Consider the following 17162-nt stretch of genomic DNA (forward strand, 5'->3'; position numbering starts at 1 on the left):
CAGGACAATGATGTCTACTCTCGATCCACATACCCATGACTCTCTCACCACCATGCGCGAGGTGATGGACAACGCCGATTGCCTGATCACCCAGGCCGATGTCGAGCGCGCCCTCGATCGCATGGCCGACGAGATCAGCGCCGACCTGGGCGACAAGCTGCCGGTGTTCTACTGCGTGATGAACGGCGGCCTGATTACCACTGGCCATTTACTGACCCGGCTCGGCTTCCCCCTGGAGGTGGACTACTTGCACGCCACCCGCTACCGCGGAGCCACGCGCGGCGGCGAACTATTCTGGCGCGTTTCGCCGGAGATTCCCATGGCTGGGCGCCACGTGGTGATCGTTGACGATATTCTCGACGAGGGTGCGACGCTGGCGGCAATTCTGCGCTACTGCGAGGAGGCCGGTGCGGCGAGCATCTCCACTGCGGTACTGGTCGACAAGCGCCACGACCGCAAGGCGGTGCCCAGGCTCACCGCAGACTACTGCAGCCTGGAAGTGGTCGACCGCTATGTGTTCGGCTTCGGCATGGATTACAAGGGCTATTGGCGTAACGCGCCGGGGATCTTCGCGCCCAAGGGATTGTGATGTAGGAGGCGGGTTCCGCCGCAGTTGATCGATGAGGGCTGGCCCGAGGGTCAGTCCTCGCTGTTTTCGGGCAGTGCCTCCAGGGCCTCGCGGCAGCGGCCCTCGACGTCGTCCAGCTCCTTGCGCATCAAGCGAATGTCTTCCTCCTGGCGCTGCAGATTGGCGCGCTTCTCGGCGAGTAGCTCGAGCAGCCGCTGTAGTTGGCGGGCATTGCCATCGGGAAGGGCGTCATAGAGTTCGATCACCTCACGGATCTCGGCCAGTGAAAAGCCCAGCCGCTTGCCGCGCAGGGTTAGCTTGAGACGCACTCGGTCCTTGTCGAGGTAGATCCGCATCTGGCCGCGGCGCTGGGGCTCGAGCAGTCCCTCCTGCTCATAGAAGCGGATGGTGCGCGGGGTGACCTCGAACATGCGCGCGAGCTCGCTGATCGAGTAGGTGCGGGGCAGAGAGGTGCTGTCGGATGTCATGCCTGTCAGGATACTCGGCGTTGACGTTAACGTAAATCACCGAGCATGCTGTGGGCGTCCGTTACTCTGCCAGGAGGCCCAATGTCCACTCCCTCATCTCCCGTGCGCTTTTCCCTCTGGCCGACCCAAGACGGGCGGCGCATTGGCGTGGCGACCCTCGATGCCGAGGGCTCCCTCAACGCTCTCACGCTTGCCATGATCGAAGCCCTCGACCAGCAGTTGACAGCCTGGGAGCACGACGACAGCGTGGTGGCGGTATGGTTGGAGGGGGCTGGCGACAGGGCGTTCTGCGCCGGCGGCGATATCGTCGCGCTGTATCGGGCCTTGCAGGGCGAAGCGGCAACCGCGCGGGACTATGTGGTGCGCTACTTCAGCGCCGAATATGCCCTCGACTACCGCTTGCATACCTACCCCAAGCCGCTGCTGGCATGGGGCGACGGCATCGTGATGGGCGGCGGCATGGGGCTGCTGGCCGGGGCCCGGCACCGGCTGGTCACCGAGCGTTCGCGGCTGGCGATGCCTGAGATCAGCATCGGGCTCTACCCGGACGTTGGTGCCAGCTGGTTTCTCAACCGCATGCCGCCGGGTATCGGCGCCTACCTGGCGCTCACCGGTGCCCAGCTAAATGCTCGCGATGCGCTGGATCTGGGCCTGGCGGACCAGTTGGTGCCCGCCCAGCGGCGTGATGCCCTGATCGATGAGCTGTGCCGCGCCGACTATGGCGCCAGCGGCGACCTGCTGGCACATGATCGTGCCATCTGTACGGCGCTCGCCGCGGTGGCCGATCGTGACCTGGCGCCACGTGCCCAGCTATGGCCTTGGCGCGACCATCTCCAGCAGCTCACCAGTGCCGCCGATGCCGCCCAGGCGAGTGCGGCGATTCTCGCCGATCCGGAGCAGGACGAGTGGCTGGTCGCCAACCGTCGTCGGCTGGCCGAGGGCTGTCCGCTCACCGCACAGCTGGCTTGGGGGATGCTGAGGCGACACCGTCACGCCAGCCTCTCCGAGGCGCTGCGCGATGAACTGAGCCTGTCGCTGCGCTGCTGTCTCGAGGGTGACCTGGCCGAGGGCGTGCGCGCCCTGCTGATCGACAAGGACAAGCGCCCGCGCTGGTCCCACCCTGAGGTGGCGAGCGTGCCAGCCGCGCAGGTGGACGCGATGCTGCGCAGCGTCTGGCAGGAGGAGCATCACCCTCTGGTTGCGCTTGGGCGTGAGGGGGACAGTGTCACAGGGGGCTAGCGTTTTGCTGCTTTTTATTCTACATTTTATAAAAATGTAGAAATTTTAACGCTGCAATCCCGGAGCCACCATGAGCCAGATTACCCCGATCACCTGGGAAGACCCGTTTCGCCTCGTCGACCAGCTCAGCGAAGACGAGCGGATGGTCTATCAGACCGCCCACGACTATTGCCAGGAGAAGCTGCTGCCGCGAGTGCTGGAAGCCAACCGCCACGAGCACTTCGACCGCGAGATCATGAACGAGATGGGCGAGCTGGGGCTGCTCGGCGCTACCATGGATGGCTACGGCGGCGCCGGCCTCAACTACGTCAGCTACGGCCTGATCGCCCGAGAGGTGGAGCGGGTCGACTCCGGCTACCGCAGCGCCATGAGCGTGCAGTCGAGCCTGGTGATGTACCCCATCCACGCCTTTGGCAGCGACGCCCAGCGCGACAAGTATCTGCCCAAGCTTGCCAGTGGCGAGTGGGTAGGGTGCTTCGGCCTCACAGAGCCGGACCACGGCTCGGATCCCAACGGCATGAGCACCCGCGCCACCAAGATCGACGGCGGCTACAAGCTCAACGGTACCAAGAGCTGGATTACCAACTCCCCCATCGCCGACGTCTTCGTGGTGTGGGCCAAGGATGATGAAGGCGACCTGCGCGGCTTTATCCTCGAGAAGGGCATGGCAGGCCTCTCGGCGCCCAAGATCGAGGGCAAGTTCAGCCTGCGCGCTTCGATCACGGGGCAGATCGCCATGCAGGACGTGGAGGTCTCAGAAGAGCAGATGCTACCTGGCGTCAAGGGCCTCAAGGGGCCGTTTTCATGCCTCAACCGCGCCCGTTACGGTATCGCCTGGGGCACCATGGGGGCCGCCGAGGCGTGCTGGCATGCGGCGCGACAGTATACCCTGGATCGCAAGCAGTTCGGCCGCCCGCTGGCCGCCAATCAGCTGATCCAGAAGAAACTCGCCGATATGCAGACCGAAATCGCGCTGGGGCTGCAGGCGGCGCTGCGCGTCGGCCGCATGATCGACGACGACCAGCTGGTGCCCGAAGCGATTTCGCTGATCAAGCGCAACAACTGCGGTAAGGCGCTGGATATCGCGCGGGTGGCGCGGGACATGCACGGCGGCAACGGCATCTCTGACGAGTACCACGTGATTCGCCATGTGATGAATCTCGAGGCGGTCAACACCTACGAAGGCACCCACGATATTCACGCGCTGATTCTGGGCCGTGCCCAGACCGGTATCCAGGCCTTTTCCAACTGATCTGTTTACATACAGCCCGCCGACGATAACGAGGGGCGCCAGGAATAAGCTGAAGGGGAGGTTACGATGCCATGGATGGCATCGGTAGCGCCCAGGGATGGTTTATAGCGCCTCCCCGCAAGCTTGTTGCTGGATCAGCCCCGAGTGTATAAGGAGCTCCCGATGAGCGGACCGCTTGAGGGACGCCTGGTACTCGATATGTCCCGCGTGCTGGCCGGCCCCTGGGCCGGCCAGCTGCTGGCCGATCTGGGGGCCCAGGTGATCAAGATCGAACGTCCCGGCAGCGGCGATGACACCCGCAGCTGGGGGCCGCCATGGCTGGAGGACGCCGCCGGCGATCCGCTGGAGGCAGCCTACTTCCTGTGCGCCAACCGCGGCAAGCAGTCGCTGGCGGTAGATATTACCCGCCCCGAGGGCCAGGCGCTGGTGCGCGAGCTGGCCTCCCGCGCCGATATCCTGCTGGAAAATTTCAAGGTCGGTGGCCTCAAGAAGTATGGTCTCGATTACGCCAGCTTGAACGAGCTCAACCCCGGGCTGATCGGCTGCTCGATCACCGGCTTTGGCCAGGATGGGCCCTATGCTCACCGCGCCGGCTACGATTTCATGATTCAAGCCATGGGCGGTCTGATGAGCGTTACCGGCGACCCCGATCAGCTGCCGATGAAGACCGGTGTGGCGATCACCGACGTGATGACCGGCCTGTATGCCTGTGTCGGTGTGCTGGCGGCCCTCGACGAGCGTACCCGCACCGGGCGCGGCCGCCACGTCGACGTGGCGCTGCTCGACGTGCAGGTGGCGACCCTGGCCAACCAGGCGCTCAATACCCTAGTTTCGGGGCGCGATCCCCAGCGCCACGGCAACGCTCACCCCAATATCGTGCCCTATCAGGCCTTTGCCTGCGCCGATGGCTATCTGGTGCTGACGGTAGGCAACGATAGCCAGTTCGCGCGTTTCGCCACCCTGTTGGGCCACCCCGAGTGGGCCAGCGACCCGAGCTATGCCACCAACGGTGCACGGGTCGCCCATCGCGAGACGCTGGTGCCGCTGATAGAGGCCTGCCTGGCGACGCGCTCACGGGACGCCTGGCTTGCCGACTTCGAACGCCACGGCATTCCCGCCGGGCCGATCAATACCATCTCCGAGGCGCTGCACGACCCCCAGGTACTGCACCGTGGCATGGTGACCACCCTTGAGCGGGACGGCAACGCCGTGCCCCAGATAGGCAGTCCGCTGCGCTTCGACGGCGACAGCCAGACCAGCCGGCGCGCTCCACCTGGGCTCGGCCAGGACAGCGACAGCGTGCTCGGCAAGATGGGGCTCAACGCCGAGCAGATCGACACGCTGCGTCAGCAGGGCATCATTGCCTAGCGCGGCGAGAAGCGCCGGCTGAGGCCGGTATCGGCGATCATCCGCGTCGAGATCTCCTCGATGGAGAAGCGCGTGGTATCGATAAAGGGGATATGCATCTGGCGAAACAGCCCCTCGGCTTGTTGGACCTCCTGCATGCACTGGTCCATCGAGCAGTAGCGGCTGTTGGGGCGCCGTTCGCTGCGTATTGCCGCCAGCCGGCGGGCGTCGATGGTCAGCCCGAACAGCTTGTGGCGGAACGGTGCCAGGGCCGGTGGCAGCTTGAGGCTGCCGTCCTCGTCGAGATCGTCGTCGGTGAGCGGGTAGTTGGCGGCCCGAATGCCGAACTGCAGGGCCAGGTAGAGCGAAGTGGGTGTCTTGCCGCAGCGTGACACCCCGACCAGGATAATATCGGCCTTGTCGTACTGGTGGGTACGCGCTCCGTCATCGTTGTCGAGGGCGAAGTGCACCGAATCGATGCGATTCATATAGGCATCGTCGCGGCCGATGGAGTGGGTGCTGCCGACGCTGTAGGTCGAGCGCGTGGCCAGCTCCTTCTCCAGCGGCTTCAGAAAGGTCGAGAAGATATCGACCTTGAAGCCGCTGGCCTGGCTGATCACATCGCGGATGGCGGCATCGACGATGGTATCGATAATGATCGGCTGGGCGCCGTCGCGCACCGCGGTGGCATTGATCACCTCGACCAGCGCCTGGGCCTTGTCGACGCTGTCGATGTAGGGCTTGGTGAGCATGCGGATTTCGACGCTCTCGAACTGGGCAAGAAGGCTGCGCCCGAGGCTTTCGGCGGTGATGCCGGTGCCGTCGGAGATGAAAAATGCGGTGCGGGTCATGGCGGTCTCGTCTGGTCGCGGTGCAGCGATTACTACACAAAACCCCCCGTGTTGTAAAAATCCTCCAGTGACTTCGCTGTTAGACCAATGGCGAATACGACCATGGCTTGGTAGGGTGACGCACACTTTGCTAGCGGCAACGCCGCGCCTTGCGCCCATACCGCCACAAGCGGTATCCCGCACCTGAACAAGGGGGTCTCGTGGAAGAGTACATTCTGTGGTTTGACCAGCTGGGCATGAATGACGTCGAACGCGTCGGTGGCAAGAACGCCTCGCTGGGCGAGATGATCTCCAACCTGGCTGGGGCCGGCGTCAGCGTCCCCGGCGGCTTCGCCACCACCGCCCACGCCTACCGCGAGTTTCTCGCCCATGAAGGGCTCAATGAGCGCATCAACCAGGCGCTGGCGCGTCTCGATGTGGACGATGTCGCCGAGCTGGCGCGGGTCGGTGCCGAGATCCGTCAGTGGGTCATCGATACGCCGCTGCCGCCGGCCTTCGAAGCGTCACTGCGCGACGCCTACCAGCAGATGGAAGCCAAGCACCCGAGCCTCAAGGCCGCCGTGCGCAGCTCGGCCACCGCCGAGGATCTGCCGGATGCCTCTTTCGCCGGCCAGCAGGAGACCTTCCTCAATATCGAAGGCTTCGACAATATCAAGCGAGCGGTGCATGAGGTGTTTGCCTCGCTGTTCAACGACCGCGCCATCTCCTACCGCGTGCATCGCGGCTATGCCCACGAAAACGTTGCGCTCTCCGCCGGGGTGCAGAAGATGGTGCGCTCCGAGACCGGCGCCAGCGGCGTCATGTTTACCCTCGACACCGAGTCGGGCTTTCGCGACGCAGTATTCGTTACCGCCTCCTGGGGCCTCGGCGAGACGGTAGTGCAGGGCGCGGTCAATCCCGACGAATTCTACGTGCACAAGTCGACGCTGGCCGCTGGTCGGCCTGCGGTGCTGCGCCGCAATCTTGGCTCCAAGCTGATCAAGATGGTCTACACCGACGACACCAGCGCCGGCAAGTCGGTGGAGACCGTCGAGGTGCCGCTCGCCGACCGGGGTCGCTTCTGCCTCAGCGATGCCCAGGTCATGGACCTGGCGCGCCAGGCGGTGATCATCGAGCAGCACTATCAGCGCCCGATGGACATCGAGTGGGCGCTGGACGGTGACGACGACAAGCTCTATATCGTCCAGGCGCGCCCCGAAACGGTGGTCTCTCAGCAGGAGGGCGGCAAGCTCGAGCGCTTCCAGCTCAAGGAGAAGGGGCGCACCCTGGTCAGCGGCCGGGCCATCGGTCAGCGCATCGGGCAGGGTGCGGTCAAGGTGATTCTGACGCCGGATGAGATGGATAAGGTCAAGGATGGCGACGTGCTGGTCACCGACATGACCGATCCCGACTGGGAGCCGATCATGAAGCGCGCCTCGGCGATCGTCACCAACCGCGGCGGACGCACCTGTCATGCGGCGATCATCGCCCGCGAACTCGGCATCCCGGCGGTGGTGGGCTGCGGTGACGCCACTGCGGTACTCAGTGATGGTCGCGAGGTCACGGTGTCTTGTGCCGAAGGTGATACCGGCAACGTCTACGAAGGGCTGCTGGCCTTCGACCGCAAGGTCTCCAGCGTTGACGCCATGCCCGAGATCCCGTTCAAGATCATGATGAACGTCGGCAACCCGGATCGCGCTTTCAGCTTCGCCAGCCTGCCCAATGCCGGCGTGGGCCTGGCGCGTCTGGAGTTCATCATCAACCGCATGATCGGCGTGCACCCCAAGGCGCTGCTCGATTATGACCGGCTGCCCCTCGACCTGCAGCAGAGCATCGACCTGCGTACCGCCGGCTATGCCGATCCGGTGAGCTTCTACGTCGACAAGCTGGTGGAGGGCATCTCGACGCTGGCCGCGGCCTTCTATCCCCAGCGGGTCATCGTGCGTCTGTCGGACTTCAAGTCCAATGAGTACGAGAACCTGATCGGTGGCAAGCTCTACGAGCCCGGTGAAGAGAATCCGATGCTCGGCTTCCGCGGCGCCTCGCGCTATATCTCCGAGGTGTTCCGGCCGTGCTTCGAGCTCGAGTGCCAGGCGCTCAAGCGCGTGCGTGACGAGATGGGCCTCGACAACGTCGAAATCATGGTGCCCTTCGTGCGCACCCCGGATGAGGGCAAGGCGGTAGTCGACCTGTTGGCCGCCAACGGCCTGAAACGCGGCGACAGGGGCCTGCAGGTGATCATGATGTGCGAGCTGCCGGCCAACGCGCTGCTCGCCGACGAGTTCCTGGAGCACTTCGACGGTTTCTCCATCGGCTCCAACGACCTCACCCAGCTGACCCTGGGGCTGGATCGCGACTCGGGTATCGTCGCCCACCTGTTCGACGAGCGGAATCCGGCGGTCAAGAAGTTGCTGGCGATGGCCATTCAGGCCTGCAAGGCCCAGGGCAAGTACGTCGGCATCTGCGGCCAGGGCCCGTCGGATTATCCCGAGCTGGCCAAGTGGCTGATGGAGCAGGGCATCGACTCGGTGTCGCTCAACCCGGACGCGGTGCTCGAGACCTGGTTTATGCTGGCCGGCGAAACGCTGGGATAGCAGCCTAGTTGACCGGGCACACCACCGTCTTTGCTATTAGCGAGGGGCCTAAGAGGTCAGTGCTCAGGGGCATCAGTGATAGGCCTACGAGGGGGCGCTGTGAACCCATCCCTGGGCGCTACCTTGCGCCATCCATGGCGCAAACCCCCTCTTCGACCTATCCCTGACGCTTATGCTAGCAAGTGCCCGCTCGGCGACCCCATCGAGCGGGCGCTTTTCGTCTATGCTGTCAGTCTCTCCCACAATGTTAACGACAAGGAGCCTGTCGCATGCCCCTCTCTCCCGTTCGCTTCCGCCGCCGCCTGCTGCCTTGGGCTGTGGCCGTCATGCTTGGGGTACCGTTCGCGGCCCAGGCCGAGGTGCCCTTCGACTACGATATCCCGGCGATCGCCCCGGAAGTCAGCTCCGGCAGCGAAGAGAAGCCCGGCTGGGCCACCGAGCGCTTTGCCGTGGCCGCCGCCAATCCGCTCGCCACCGACGCCGGCTACCAGGTGCTCAAGGCCGGCGGCAGCGCGGTCGACGCGGCGATTGCGGTGCAGATGGTGCTGACCCTGGTCGAGCCGCAGTCCAGCGGGATTGGCGGTGGGGCCTTCCTGGTGCACTACAACGGCGAGGCGGTACAGGCCTACGACGGCCGCGAGACGGCCCCAGGCGATGTCGACGGTGAGCTGTTTCTGGATGAGGATGGCGAACCGCTGGCCTTCATGGACGCCGCTGCCAGTGGCCTCTCGGTGGGGGCGCCGGGCACGGTGCGCATGCTCCAGCTGGCCCACGAGCGCCACGGTGAGCTGCCCTGGGCGGCGCTGTTCGAGCCGGCCATTGCGCTGGCTGAGCAGGGCTTTGCGGTAAGTCCGCGGCTGCACACCAGCCTGGCCGGCGAAGAGCGGCTGCGCGATGACCCGCTGGCGGGGCCGTTCTACTACCCGGATGGTGAGCCGCTGGCGGAGGGACACGAGCTCAAGAATCCGGCCTTGGCCGCGATTCTTCGCGAGATTGCCGAACACGGCAGCAAGGCGTTGCATACCGGCAGCATCGCCGAGGACCTGGTGTCCCGCGTTCAGGGGCACGCCGAGCGGCCCGGCACGCTGAGCCTCGAGGATCTGGCCAGCTACTCGGCCAAGACGCGCACGCCGCTGTGTAACGAATGGCAAGCCTATCGAGTCTGTGGGTTTCCTCCGCCCTCGTCTGGGCATCTGACCATCATGCAGATCCTCGGGGTGCTCGAACACCTGCCTGAGCTGGAGGCGCCGCTCGACGAGGATCGCCCCAGCGTCGATTGGCTGCATCAGTTCCTCGAGGCGTCGCGGCTTGCCTTCGCCGATCGCGGCAAGTATATCGCCGACCCCGACTTCGTCGAGGCCCCGGGCAACGACTGGAACAGCATGCTCGACCCTCACTATCTCTCCGGGCGCGCTGCGCTGCTCGGCGAGGAGAGCCTGGGCAGCGACGGTGCCGAGCCGGGGGAGCCGGGCGAACTGAGCACTGCCTGGGCAGTGCAGCCCGATCAGCCGGAGTATGGCACCAGCCATATCAGCATCATTGACGAGCACGGCAACGCCCTGGCGATGACCACCACCATTGAAGCGGCCTTCGGCTCGCGGATCATGGCCGATGGTGGTACTGGCCTGCCCGGCGGCTATTTGCTCAACAATGAGCTCACCGACTTCTCCTTCACCCCGGAGGACGCCGACGGCAACCCCATCGCCAATCGCGTCGAGGCGCGCAAGCGGCCGCGTTCGAGCATGAGCCCGACGCTGGTATTCGACCGCGACAGCGATGCGCTGGTGGCCAGCCTCGGCTCGCCAGGCGGCGCGGCGATCATCCACTACACCGCCAAGGCGCTGGTGGCGATGCTGGACTGGGGGCTGGACGCCCAGCAGGCCCTCAACTTGCCCCATGCCATCACCCTGGGCGGACCGGTGTTCCTCGAGGAGGGCGCTTTCCCGGCCGAGGTGATTGATGGCCTAAACCAGCGTGGCCACGATGCCAGCGAGCGGGAACTGGTAAGCGGCCTGCAGGCCCTGCAGGTGGTCGATGAGGGGTTATTCGGCGGCGCCGACCCGCGTCGGGAAGGGGTGGTAATGGGCGAGTAACGCCCAGCGGGTGGCGCCCTGCGTCCAGCCTTGCGCGCGGCGCTCGGCGCTATCAGCCCCTCAGCCAGTTCCTCAGCTTGACCAGCAGCAGCGCACCATCGCTGAGTTCGCGGCGGTCGTGAAGCAGCTCGGCGAGCAGGTCGGGGCGGTCGGTAATGATATTGTCGACTCCCATATCGATCAGCTGCGACATCCGTGCGCGGTCGTTGACCGTCCAGGTATGCAACTCATAGCCGTAGTAGCGTGCGGCGCGGATCTCACCGTCGCTGACCCGGTTGTGGCGTAGTCCGAGGGCGTCGAAGCTGCTGCGATCCAGCGTGCCCGGCAGTACGAACTGTGCCAGCAGGGTGGTGCGCACCTGGGGTTCACGGGTCTTGATCTCGCGCACCAGTGACGGTGACATGGTCGCCATCAGCACGTCGTCATGCACGTCTTCACTGCCGCAGCCCTCTGCCGGGATTTCGTCCTGCTCGCGACAGCGCTCGCGCGCCTGGTTCTCTCGGGCCAGGCTCTCGAACACGGCGTCGACCAGGTCCAGCTCGCGGCCGGGGTCGGGCTTGAGATCGATCATCAGTGGGCTCTGTACCCGGGTGCGTGCCAGGGCGTCGTCCAGCGACGGCATGCGCTCGCCGACAAAGGCGTCGCCGAACCAGCTGCCGACATCGAACTGCTGCAGCTCCTCCATGGTCAGGTCGCGCACGTTGCGTGGATCTCCGGTCAGGCGCTGCAGGCTGCGGTCGTGGTAGAGGATAACCTGGTCGTCAGCGGTGAGGCGGACGTCGATCTCGGTGAAGTCGGCGCCGTCCAGGATAGCCTGATCAATGGCGGCCATGGTGTTTTCCGGCGCAGCCATGGAGCTGCCGCGGTGGGCGGTGATCAGCACTTCGTCGCGCAGCTCGAAGCTGTTGACGATCAGCCACGCCTGGCTGATGGCGAAGGCGATGACCCCTAGCTCTACGGCCCAGGCCCAGCGGCCGGGGTGAGCATCGGCGGTGGGGCGCGGTGGGCGGGGTTCGCTGTGCACCAGGCGCAAGTAGAGGCACGCCGAGAGCAGGCTGTTGGCCGCGATACCGACGAAAGTCACCGCCAGGGTCAGCAGCACATAGCCGCTGAGATAGGCAAGCATGGCCGGTATCAGTACCGCATCGCGCTCCGGCAGCCACCACAGCATCGGCGTGAAGACGCGATCGAACAGTGCCGTAATCAAGAACGGCAGGGCCATGATGGCGAGCAACAGCAGTATCACCGCGGCGGCAATCGGCCGGCGTCGACCGCGGGTCAGGCGGTGGCTGCGTTTGAGGGCGCGCAGCGGGCTCAGCGCCTCTAGCACCACCAGAGGCAGGGCCAGGATCCAGCGGAAGTAGAGCGTGGCGGCGATGCTGCCCCAGATCATCACCAGGGGCAGGCTGACGGCCAGGAATTGCCACATGGCCGGCGGGCGCACTCGTTGTACGTAATAGGGGTCGAGGCCGCCGAGGAAGACGCCATACAGCCAACTGATCGCCAGCACCGGCGGTAACACCAGCAGCAGGTGGCTGCCAACCTGTACCACCACCAGAGCGGCCAGCGCGGGTAGCCGGCGCAGGCTACCCCAGAAGGCCTCCCAGGCCAGACGATAGTGGTTATCGCGGGGGCGCACCGCGACCAGGATCATGCCAGCCTGCTGCAGGTAGAGTACCAGGAAGGTCAGGCCAATGGCGGCCAGCAGCCACAGCACGCCGCCTGGTGAGACCAGGATGTCGAGCAACTCGGCGTTGCTGATCACCGGACGACCGAACTGACTCAGCAGCGTGGTCAGGGTCCAGGCCACGGATGGCAGCAGGACGGCCGAAGCGAGGATAGTGAAGAACAGGTGGTAGGCTAGCAGAGGGCGAATATGCTCACGCAGTGAGCGCAGCACGTCACCGTATAGCTGGGACAGTGACAGCATGGCAATCCATATTGTTGAGCATCCTTTACCTAGCCTGTCATTGCGGCGCGCGCTTGGCAATCGCAGGAGGATGGCAGCTCACTAGGCGTCACGCCTCCAGTGGCAACCGCGCCTCGGCAATCACGATGCCGTTGTTGTCGGCGTACAGCCACTGGCCTGGGGCGATGCAGGCGCCTGCAAGCTGCACGCTGAGGTCGCGCTGCCCCTCGCCGTTGCGCTGGCTGCGCCGCGGGTGCACCCCCAGCGCCTGTACCCCCAGTTCCATTTCCGCCAGGACGTCGACGTCGCGCACACAGCCGTAGAGCACCACACCGGCCCAGCCGTTTTCGAGCGCCTGTTCGGCGAGGCGGTCGCCGAATAGTGCACAGCGGATCGAGCCGCCGGCATCGACTACCAGCACGGCGCCGTCACCGGGCTCGGCGACAGCCTGCATGAGCAGGGTATTGTCCTCGAAGCACTTGATGGTGCGCACTGGGCCGCAGAACGCTTCGCGTCCGCCGAGGTTGAGAAAGATAGGATCCAATACCTGTACCTCGGGGTGAGCATCGCAGATGTCCGGGGTGATGATATGGCTCATGGCCTTACTCCTGGCAGCTGGCGTAGGAAAGGACGTCATGTCTCTTTCCACTAGTAGGTATATCCCAGCATGAGGCCAATAAAAAGCGCCCCGCATTGAGCGGGGCGCTTCGGTCATCGGCTATGGCGGTCGCTGCCAGGCAGCGTGCCATCGATGTTGCGAGCATCGGCGACGATAGGTGTGATTCGGTCGATCAGGCTTCCTGAGCGACCGGGATCACATTCGAGGCAGCCTTCTGGTACTGCTCGATTTCATGGAAGTTCATATAACGATAGATCTCTGAAGCCATCGCATCGAACTGTCCCATGTAACGCTGGTATTCTTCCACGCTGGGCAGGCGTCCTTCAACCGCTGCGACGGCCGCCAGCTCGGCAGAGGCCAAGTAGACATTGGCGCCGTCACCCAGGCGATTGGGGAAGTTGCGCGTCGAGGTGGAGACCACGGTGGACTTGGCGGCCACGCGGGCCTGGTTGCCCATGCACAGCGAGCAGCCCGGCATTTCCATGCGTGCCCCGGCGCGACCGTAGATGCCGTAGTAGCCCTCTTCGGTCAGCTGGTGCTGATCCATCTTGGTCGGCGGTGCCAGCCACAGCTTGGTCTTGAGGCTACCTGCCGGCTGCTGCTCGAGCAGCTTGCCCGCGGCGCGGAAGTGGCCAATGTTGGTCATGCACGAGCCAATGAAAACCTCGTCGATCTTTTCGCCGGCCACTTCGGAGAGCAGACGGGCGTCGTCCGGATCGTTGGGCGCGCAGAGGATCGGTTCCTTGATCTCTTCAAGGTCGATCTCGATGACTTCGGTGTACTCGGCGTCGGCATCGGCGCGCATCAGGCTGGGGTTGGCCAGCCACTCTTCCATCGCCGCGATGCGGCGACGGATGGTGCGCTCTTCACCGTAGCCGCTGTCGATCATCCACTTCAGCAGGGTGATATTGGACTTCAGATACTCGCTAACGCTCTCCTCGGAGAGGGTGATGGTACAGCCAGCGGCGGAGCGCTCGGCGGAGGCATCGGAGAGCTCGAACGCCTGCTCGACGGTGAGGTCGTCGAGCCCTTCGATCTCCAGCACGCGGCCCGAGAAGGCGTTCTTCTTGCCGGACTTCTCGACGGTCAGCAGGCCATGCTTGATCCCGTAGTAGGGGATGGCGTGGACCAGATCGCGCAGGGTGACGCCAGGCTGACGCTTACCCTTGAAGCGCACCAGGATCGACTCCGGCATGTCCAGCGGCATGACACCGGTGGCGGCGGCGAAGGCCACCAGGCCAGAGCCTGCCGGGAACGAAATGCCCATCGGGAAACGCGTGTGGGAGTCGCCGCCGGTACCGACGGTGTCGGGCAGCAGCATGCGGTTCAGCCAGCTGTGGATGATGCCGTCACCGGGACGCAGCGATACGCCGCCGCGGTTCATGATGAAGTCGGGCAGGGTGTGCTGGGTCTCGACATCCACCGGCTTGGGATAGGCGCTGGTGTGGCAGAACGACTGCATCACCAGGTCGGCCTGGAAACCCAGGCACGCCAGGTCCTTGAGCTCGTCGCGGGTCATCGGGCCGGTGGTGTCCTGGGAGCCAACGGTGGTCATCTTCGGCTCGCAGTACATGCCGGGACGCACGCCATCCATGCCGCAGGCCTTGCCGACCATCTTCTGTGCCAGAGTGAAGCCCTTGCCGGTGTCGACCGGCTGCTCCGGCGTCTTGAACACGTCGGAGGGCGGCAGGCCCAGCTCGTTGCGCGCCTTTTCGGTCAGGCCACGGCCGATGATCAACGGAATGCGGCCGCCGGCGCGCACTTCGTCGAGAATCACTCGGGTCTTGAGCTGGAAGGTCGAGAGCACCTCGTCGCTGCCGTGCTTGCAGACCTTGCCTTCATAGGGGTAGACGTCGATGACGTCGCCCATCTCGAGCTTGGTGACATCGAACTCGATCGGCAGAGCGCCAGCGTCTTCCATGGTATTGAAGAAGATCGGTGCAATCTTGCCGCCGAAGCAGTAGCCGGCGGTGCGCTTGTTGGGCACGTAGGGGATGTCGTTACCGAAGAACCATAGCACCGAGTTGGTGGCGGACTTGCGCGAAGAGCCGGTGCCGACCACGTCACCGACATAGGCGACCGGGTAGCCCTTGGCCTTGACTGCCTCGATCTGCGCCAGCGGGCCCTTGCTGCCGGGTGCTTCCGGCTCGATGCCGTCGCGCGGGTTCTTGAGCATGGCATTGGCATGCAGCGGAATATCGGGGCGCGACCAGGCGTCCTGGGCCGGCGATAGGTCGTCGGTGTTGGTCTCGCCGGGCACCTTGAAGACCGTCAGGGTGACCTTCTCCTCGAGCTTCGGCTTGGCCAGGTACCATTCGGCGTCGGCCCAGGACTGCAGAACGTCCTTGGCTACCGCATTGTCGGCCTTGGCACGCTCTGCCACGTCGTGGAAGGCGTCGAACATCAGCAGGGTGTGCTTGAGCTGCTCGCCGGCCTCGCGGGCCAACTCATCATTGTCGAGCAGTTCGACCAGGGTGGCGATGTTGTAGCCGCCCTGCATGGTGCCGAGCAGCTTGACCGCGTGGATCTTGTCGATCAGCGGCGAGCTGGCCTCGCCCTTGGTGATGGCACTGAGGAAGGCGGCCTTGACGTAGGCGGCCTCGTCGACACCCGGGGGAACGCGGTCGGTGATCAGTTCGAGCAGAAACTCTTCCTCACCCGCCGGCGGCGTCTTCAGCAGCTCGATCAGCGCTGCGACCTGCTCGGCGTTAAGGGGTTTCGGCGGAATGCCCTCGGCGGCACGTTCCTCGACATGTTGGCGATAAGCTTCAAGCACGATAGGGCCCTCATCAAGTGTCATAAGCCAGGACGTTACCTGCGTGCCGAGTGCGGTTGCCCCCGTAGTCGACACCGGCGCTATGCCGTCCTGGTTCTCGCAGTAACCGTGTGAATAGGTGCTGCGGATCATACGTGAAACTGTCGACAATGTTAAGGAGACTAGGCGTGGTGGGACTTCAACTTTGGTCGGCGCGCCCTCGGGTGGGGGCTGCAATGGCGATATCGAGGGTGCCCCTGACGGCTTGACGCGGTACCATCGGCGCCGTCAATTCACCCGTCGTCATTCAGTGAGGGACGCCCATGAACCGCCGAATCGTGTCGCCCTGCGTGGGCCTGTGTTCGACTACCGTGGGCGATACCACCTGCCGTGGCTGCCAGCGTCACGATCGCGAGATACGCGACTGGCTAGGCTACGACGGCGCCGAGCGCGAAGCGCGCATGCAGGCGCTGGACACCTTGCGCGTGACGGTGGCCGAGCGGTACCTGACGGTGACCGATGCCGCACTGCTGGAGGCTCAACTGGTGCGCCATCGGATTCGCTTTCGACCTGACCAGCCGGCGCTGTCGCGCGCCGTCGAGCTGCTCCGGGTAGGTCGTCAGCGGATCAATGACATGCATCGCTACGGCTTGGCGCCACGTGCCGAGGTGAGCATGCTGCCGCCGGCAGAGCTTTATGCGACGCTCAACCGCGCCCTCAGTGTGGCCGCTCAGGCGCGCAGTGATGCCGAGCCTTGAACAGATTGTCTACATCCGACGCGACGGTCCGCTACATCAATGCAAGAGAGACTGACTATGCAAGACGCTTCGCAGGCGCTGCTACCCGATTCGCTGATGCACTTTCTGCGCTGCCCCACGCCCGATGCCTGGGTCGCGGCGGCGCTCGAGCATCAGGACCTGCTGCTGATTGACCACGCCCAATGCGAGAAGAAGGCCGCCTCGACGGCGATGAGTCTGATGTACCGTTACGTCGACCGCCCACTGCTACTGACCAAGATGTCGCAGCTGGCGCGGGAAGAGCTGCTGCACTTCGAGCAGGTGATCCAGCTCATGGAGAGCCGCGGCGTCAGCTACCGCCATCTCAGCGCGTCGCGTTACGCCGAGGGCCTGCGTCGCCACGTGCGGCCTGAAGATCCGGCGCGGCTGGTCGATATACTGATTATCGGGGCCTATATCGAGGCGCGCAGCTGTGAACGCTTCGCGCGGCTGATTCCACATCTCGACGCTGAACTTGCCAAGTTCTATCGCAGTCTGGTTAAGTCGGAAGGGCGCCACTTCGAGGACTATCTGATGCTGGCGCGTCGTTACGCGGTGGAGGGGGGCGATGCCGAAGTCGAGGCGCGAATCGTCTTCTTCGCCGAGTGTGAAGCCGACTTGATCAACCGTGAGGACAGCGAGTTTCGCTTCCATAGCGGCTTGCCGTGCGCCGCATGAGCGGCTCAGGCATG

General features: G+C 64.6%; 13 protein-coding genes. 8 read left to right on the plus strand and 5 right to left on the minus strand.

Features of this window, described 5'->3' with window-relative positions:
• Positions 1 to 10: 10 nt before the first annotated feature.
• Entirely contained in the window at positions 11 to 589 is a 579-nt protein-coding gene (locus tag IEI94_RS04825; RefSeq protein ID WP_191166099.1) for a hypoxanthine-guanine phosphoribosyltransferase, read from the plus strand.
• A 50-nt stretch (positions 590 to 639) separates the two neighbouring features.
• Here the strand turns inward: IEI94_RS04825 and IEI94_RS04830 are convergent, their stop codons facing one another.
• The gene (locus IEI94_RS04830; protein WP_191166100.1) at positions 640 to 1056 is read right to left on the minus strand and encodes a MerR family transcriptional regulator; all 417 of its coding nucleotides are present in this window, start codon (positions 1054 to 1056) and stop codon (positions 640 to 642) included.
• A gap of 81 nt (positions 1057 to 1137) precedes the next feature.
• On the opposite strand from IEI94_RS04830, the gene IEI94_RS04835 reads away from it, so the two are divergent.
• The 3 genes from IEI94_RS04835 (at position 1138) to IEI94_RS04845 (ending at position 4915) form a co-directional block, all read left to right on the plus strand.
• Positions 1138 to 2295, plus strand: a complete 1158-nt coding sequence (locus IEI94_RS04835) for an enoyl-CoA hydratase/isomerase family protein (protein WP_191166101.1) — start codon at positions 1138 to 1140, stop codon at positions 2293 to 2295.
• A 70-nt stretch (positions 2296 to 2365) separates the two neighbouring features.
• Positions 2366 to 3547 (plus strand): acyl-CoA dehydrogenase, encoded by a 1182-nt coding sequence (locus IEI94_RS04840; protein WP_191166102.1) that lies wholly within the window; start codon positions 2366 to 2368, stop codon positions 3545 to 3547.
• Between the two features lie 162 nt (positions 3548 to 3709).
• Positions 3710 to 4915 carry a CaiB/BaiF CoA transferase family protein gene (locus IEI94_RS04845; RefSeq protein ID WP_191166103.1) on the plus strand — a complete coding sequence of 402 codons (1206 nt, stop codon included), beginning with the start codon at positions 3710 to 3712 and terminating at the stop codon, positions 4913 to 4915.
• Here IEI94_RS04845 and IEI94_RS04850 read toward each other — a convergent pair.
• Positions 4912 to 5745, minus strand: a complete 834-nt coding sequence (locus IEI94_RS04850; RefSeq protein ID WP_191166104.1) for a pyruvate, water dikinase regulatory protein — start codon at positions 5743 to 5745, stop codon at positions 4912 to 4914. The genes IEI94_RS04845 and IEI94_RS04850 overlap by 4 nt on opposite strands.
• A gap of 200 nt (positions 5746 to 5945) precedes the next feature.
• Between IEI94_RS04850 and ppsA the strand changes: the two genes are divergently transcribed.
• Entirely contained in the window at positions 5946 to 8318 is a 2373-nt protein-coding gene (gene ppsA, locus IEI94_RS04855; RefSeq protein WP_191166105.1) for a phosphoenolpyruvate synthase, read from the plus strand.
• A 326-nt stretch (positions 8319 to 8644) separates the two neighbouring features.
• Positions 8645 to 10411, plus strand: a complete 1767-nt coding sequence (ggt, locus tag IEI94_RS04860) for a gamma-glutamyltransferase (protein ID WP_191166259.1) — start codon at positions 8645 to 8647, stop codon at positions 10409 to 10411.
• A 52-nt stretch (positions 10412 to 10463) separates the two neighbouring features.
• Here ggt and IEI94_RS04865 read toward each other — a convergent pair whose 3' ends face one another.
• From IEI94_RS04865 to acnB, 3 genes are all read right to left on the minus strand, one after another.
• Positions 10464 to 12341, minus strand: a complete 1878-nt coding sequence (locus tag IEI94_RS04865; RefSeq protein WP_191166106.1) for a glycerophosphodiester phosphodiesterase family protein — start codon at positions 12339 to 12341, stop codon at positions 10464 to 10466.
• An 88-nt stretch (positions 12342 to 12429) separates the two neighbouring features.
• Complete coding sequence (gene rraA / locus IEI94_RS04870; RefSeq protein ID WP_191166107.1) at positions 12430 to 12918, minus strand: ribonuclease E activity regulator RraA; 489 nt, start codon at positions 12916 to 12918, stop codon at positions 12430 to 12432.
• A gap of 193 nt (positions 12919 to 13111) precedes the next feature.
• Entirely contained in the window at positions 13112 to 15715 is a 2604-nt protein-coding gene (gene acnB / locus IEI94_RS04875; protein WP_191166108.1) for a bifunctional aconitate hydratase 2/2-methylisocitrate dehydratase, read from the minus strand.
• Between the two features lie 302 nt (positions 15716 to 16017).
• On the opposite strand from acnB, the gene IEI94_RS04880 reads away from it, so the two are divergent.
• Together IEI94_RS04880 and IEI94_RS04885 are read left to right on the plus strand one after the other, a co-directional pair.
• On the plus strand, positions 16018 to 16452 hold the full coding sequence (locus IEI94_RS04880) for a DUF1289 domain-containing protein (protein ID WP_191166109.1): 435 nt from the start codon (positions 16018 to 16020) through the stop codon (positions 16450 to 16452).
• Positions 16453 to 16509: 57 nt separating this feature from the next.
• Complete coding sequence (locus IEI94_RS04885) at positions 16510 to 17148, plus strand: tRNA-(ms[2]io[6]A)-hydroxylase (RefSeq protein WP_191166110.1); 639 nt, start codon at positions 16510 to 16512, stop codon at positions 17146 to 17148.
• Positions 17149 to 17162: the final 14 nt, after the last annotated feature.

This window comes from Halomonas sp. ML-15, from assembly GCF_014779595.1.
Classification (GTDB): Bacteria; Pseudomonadota; Gammaproteobacteria; order Pseudomonadales; family Halomonadaceae; genus Franzmannia.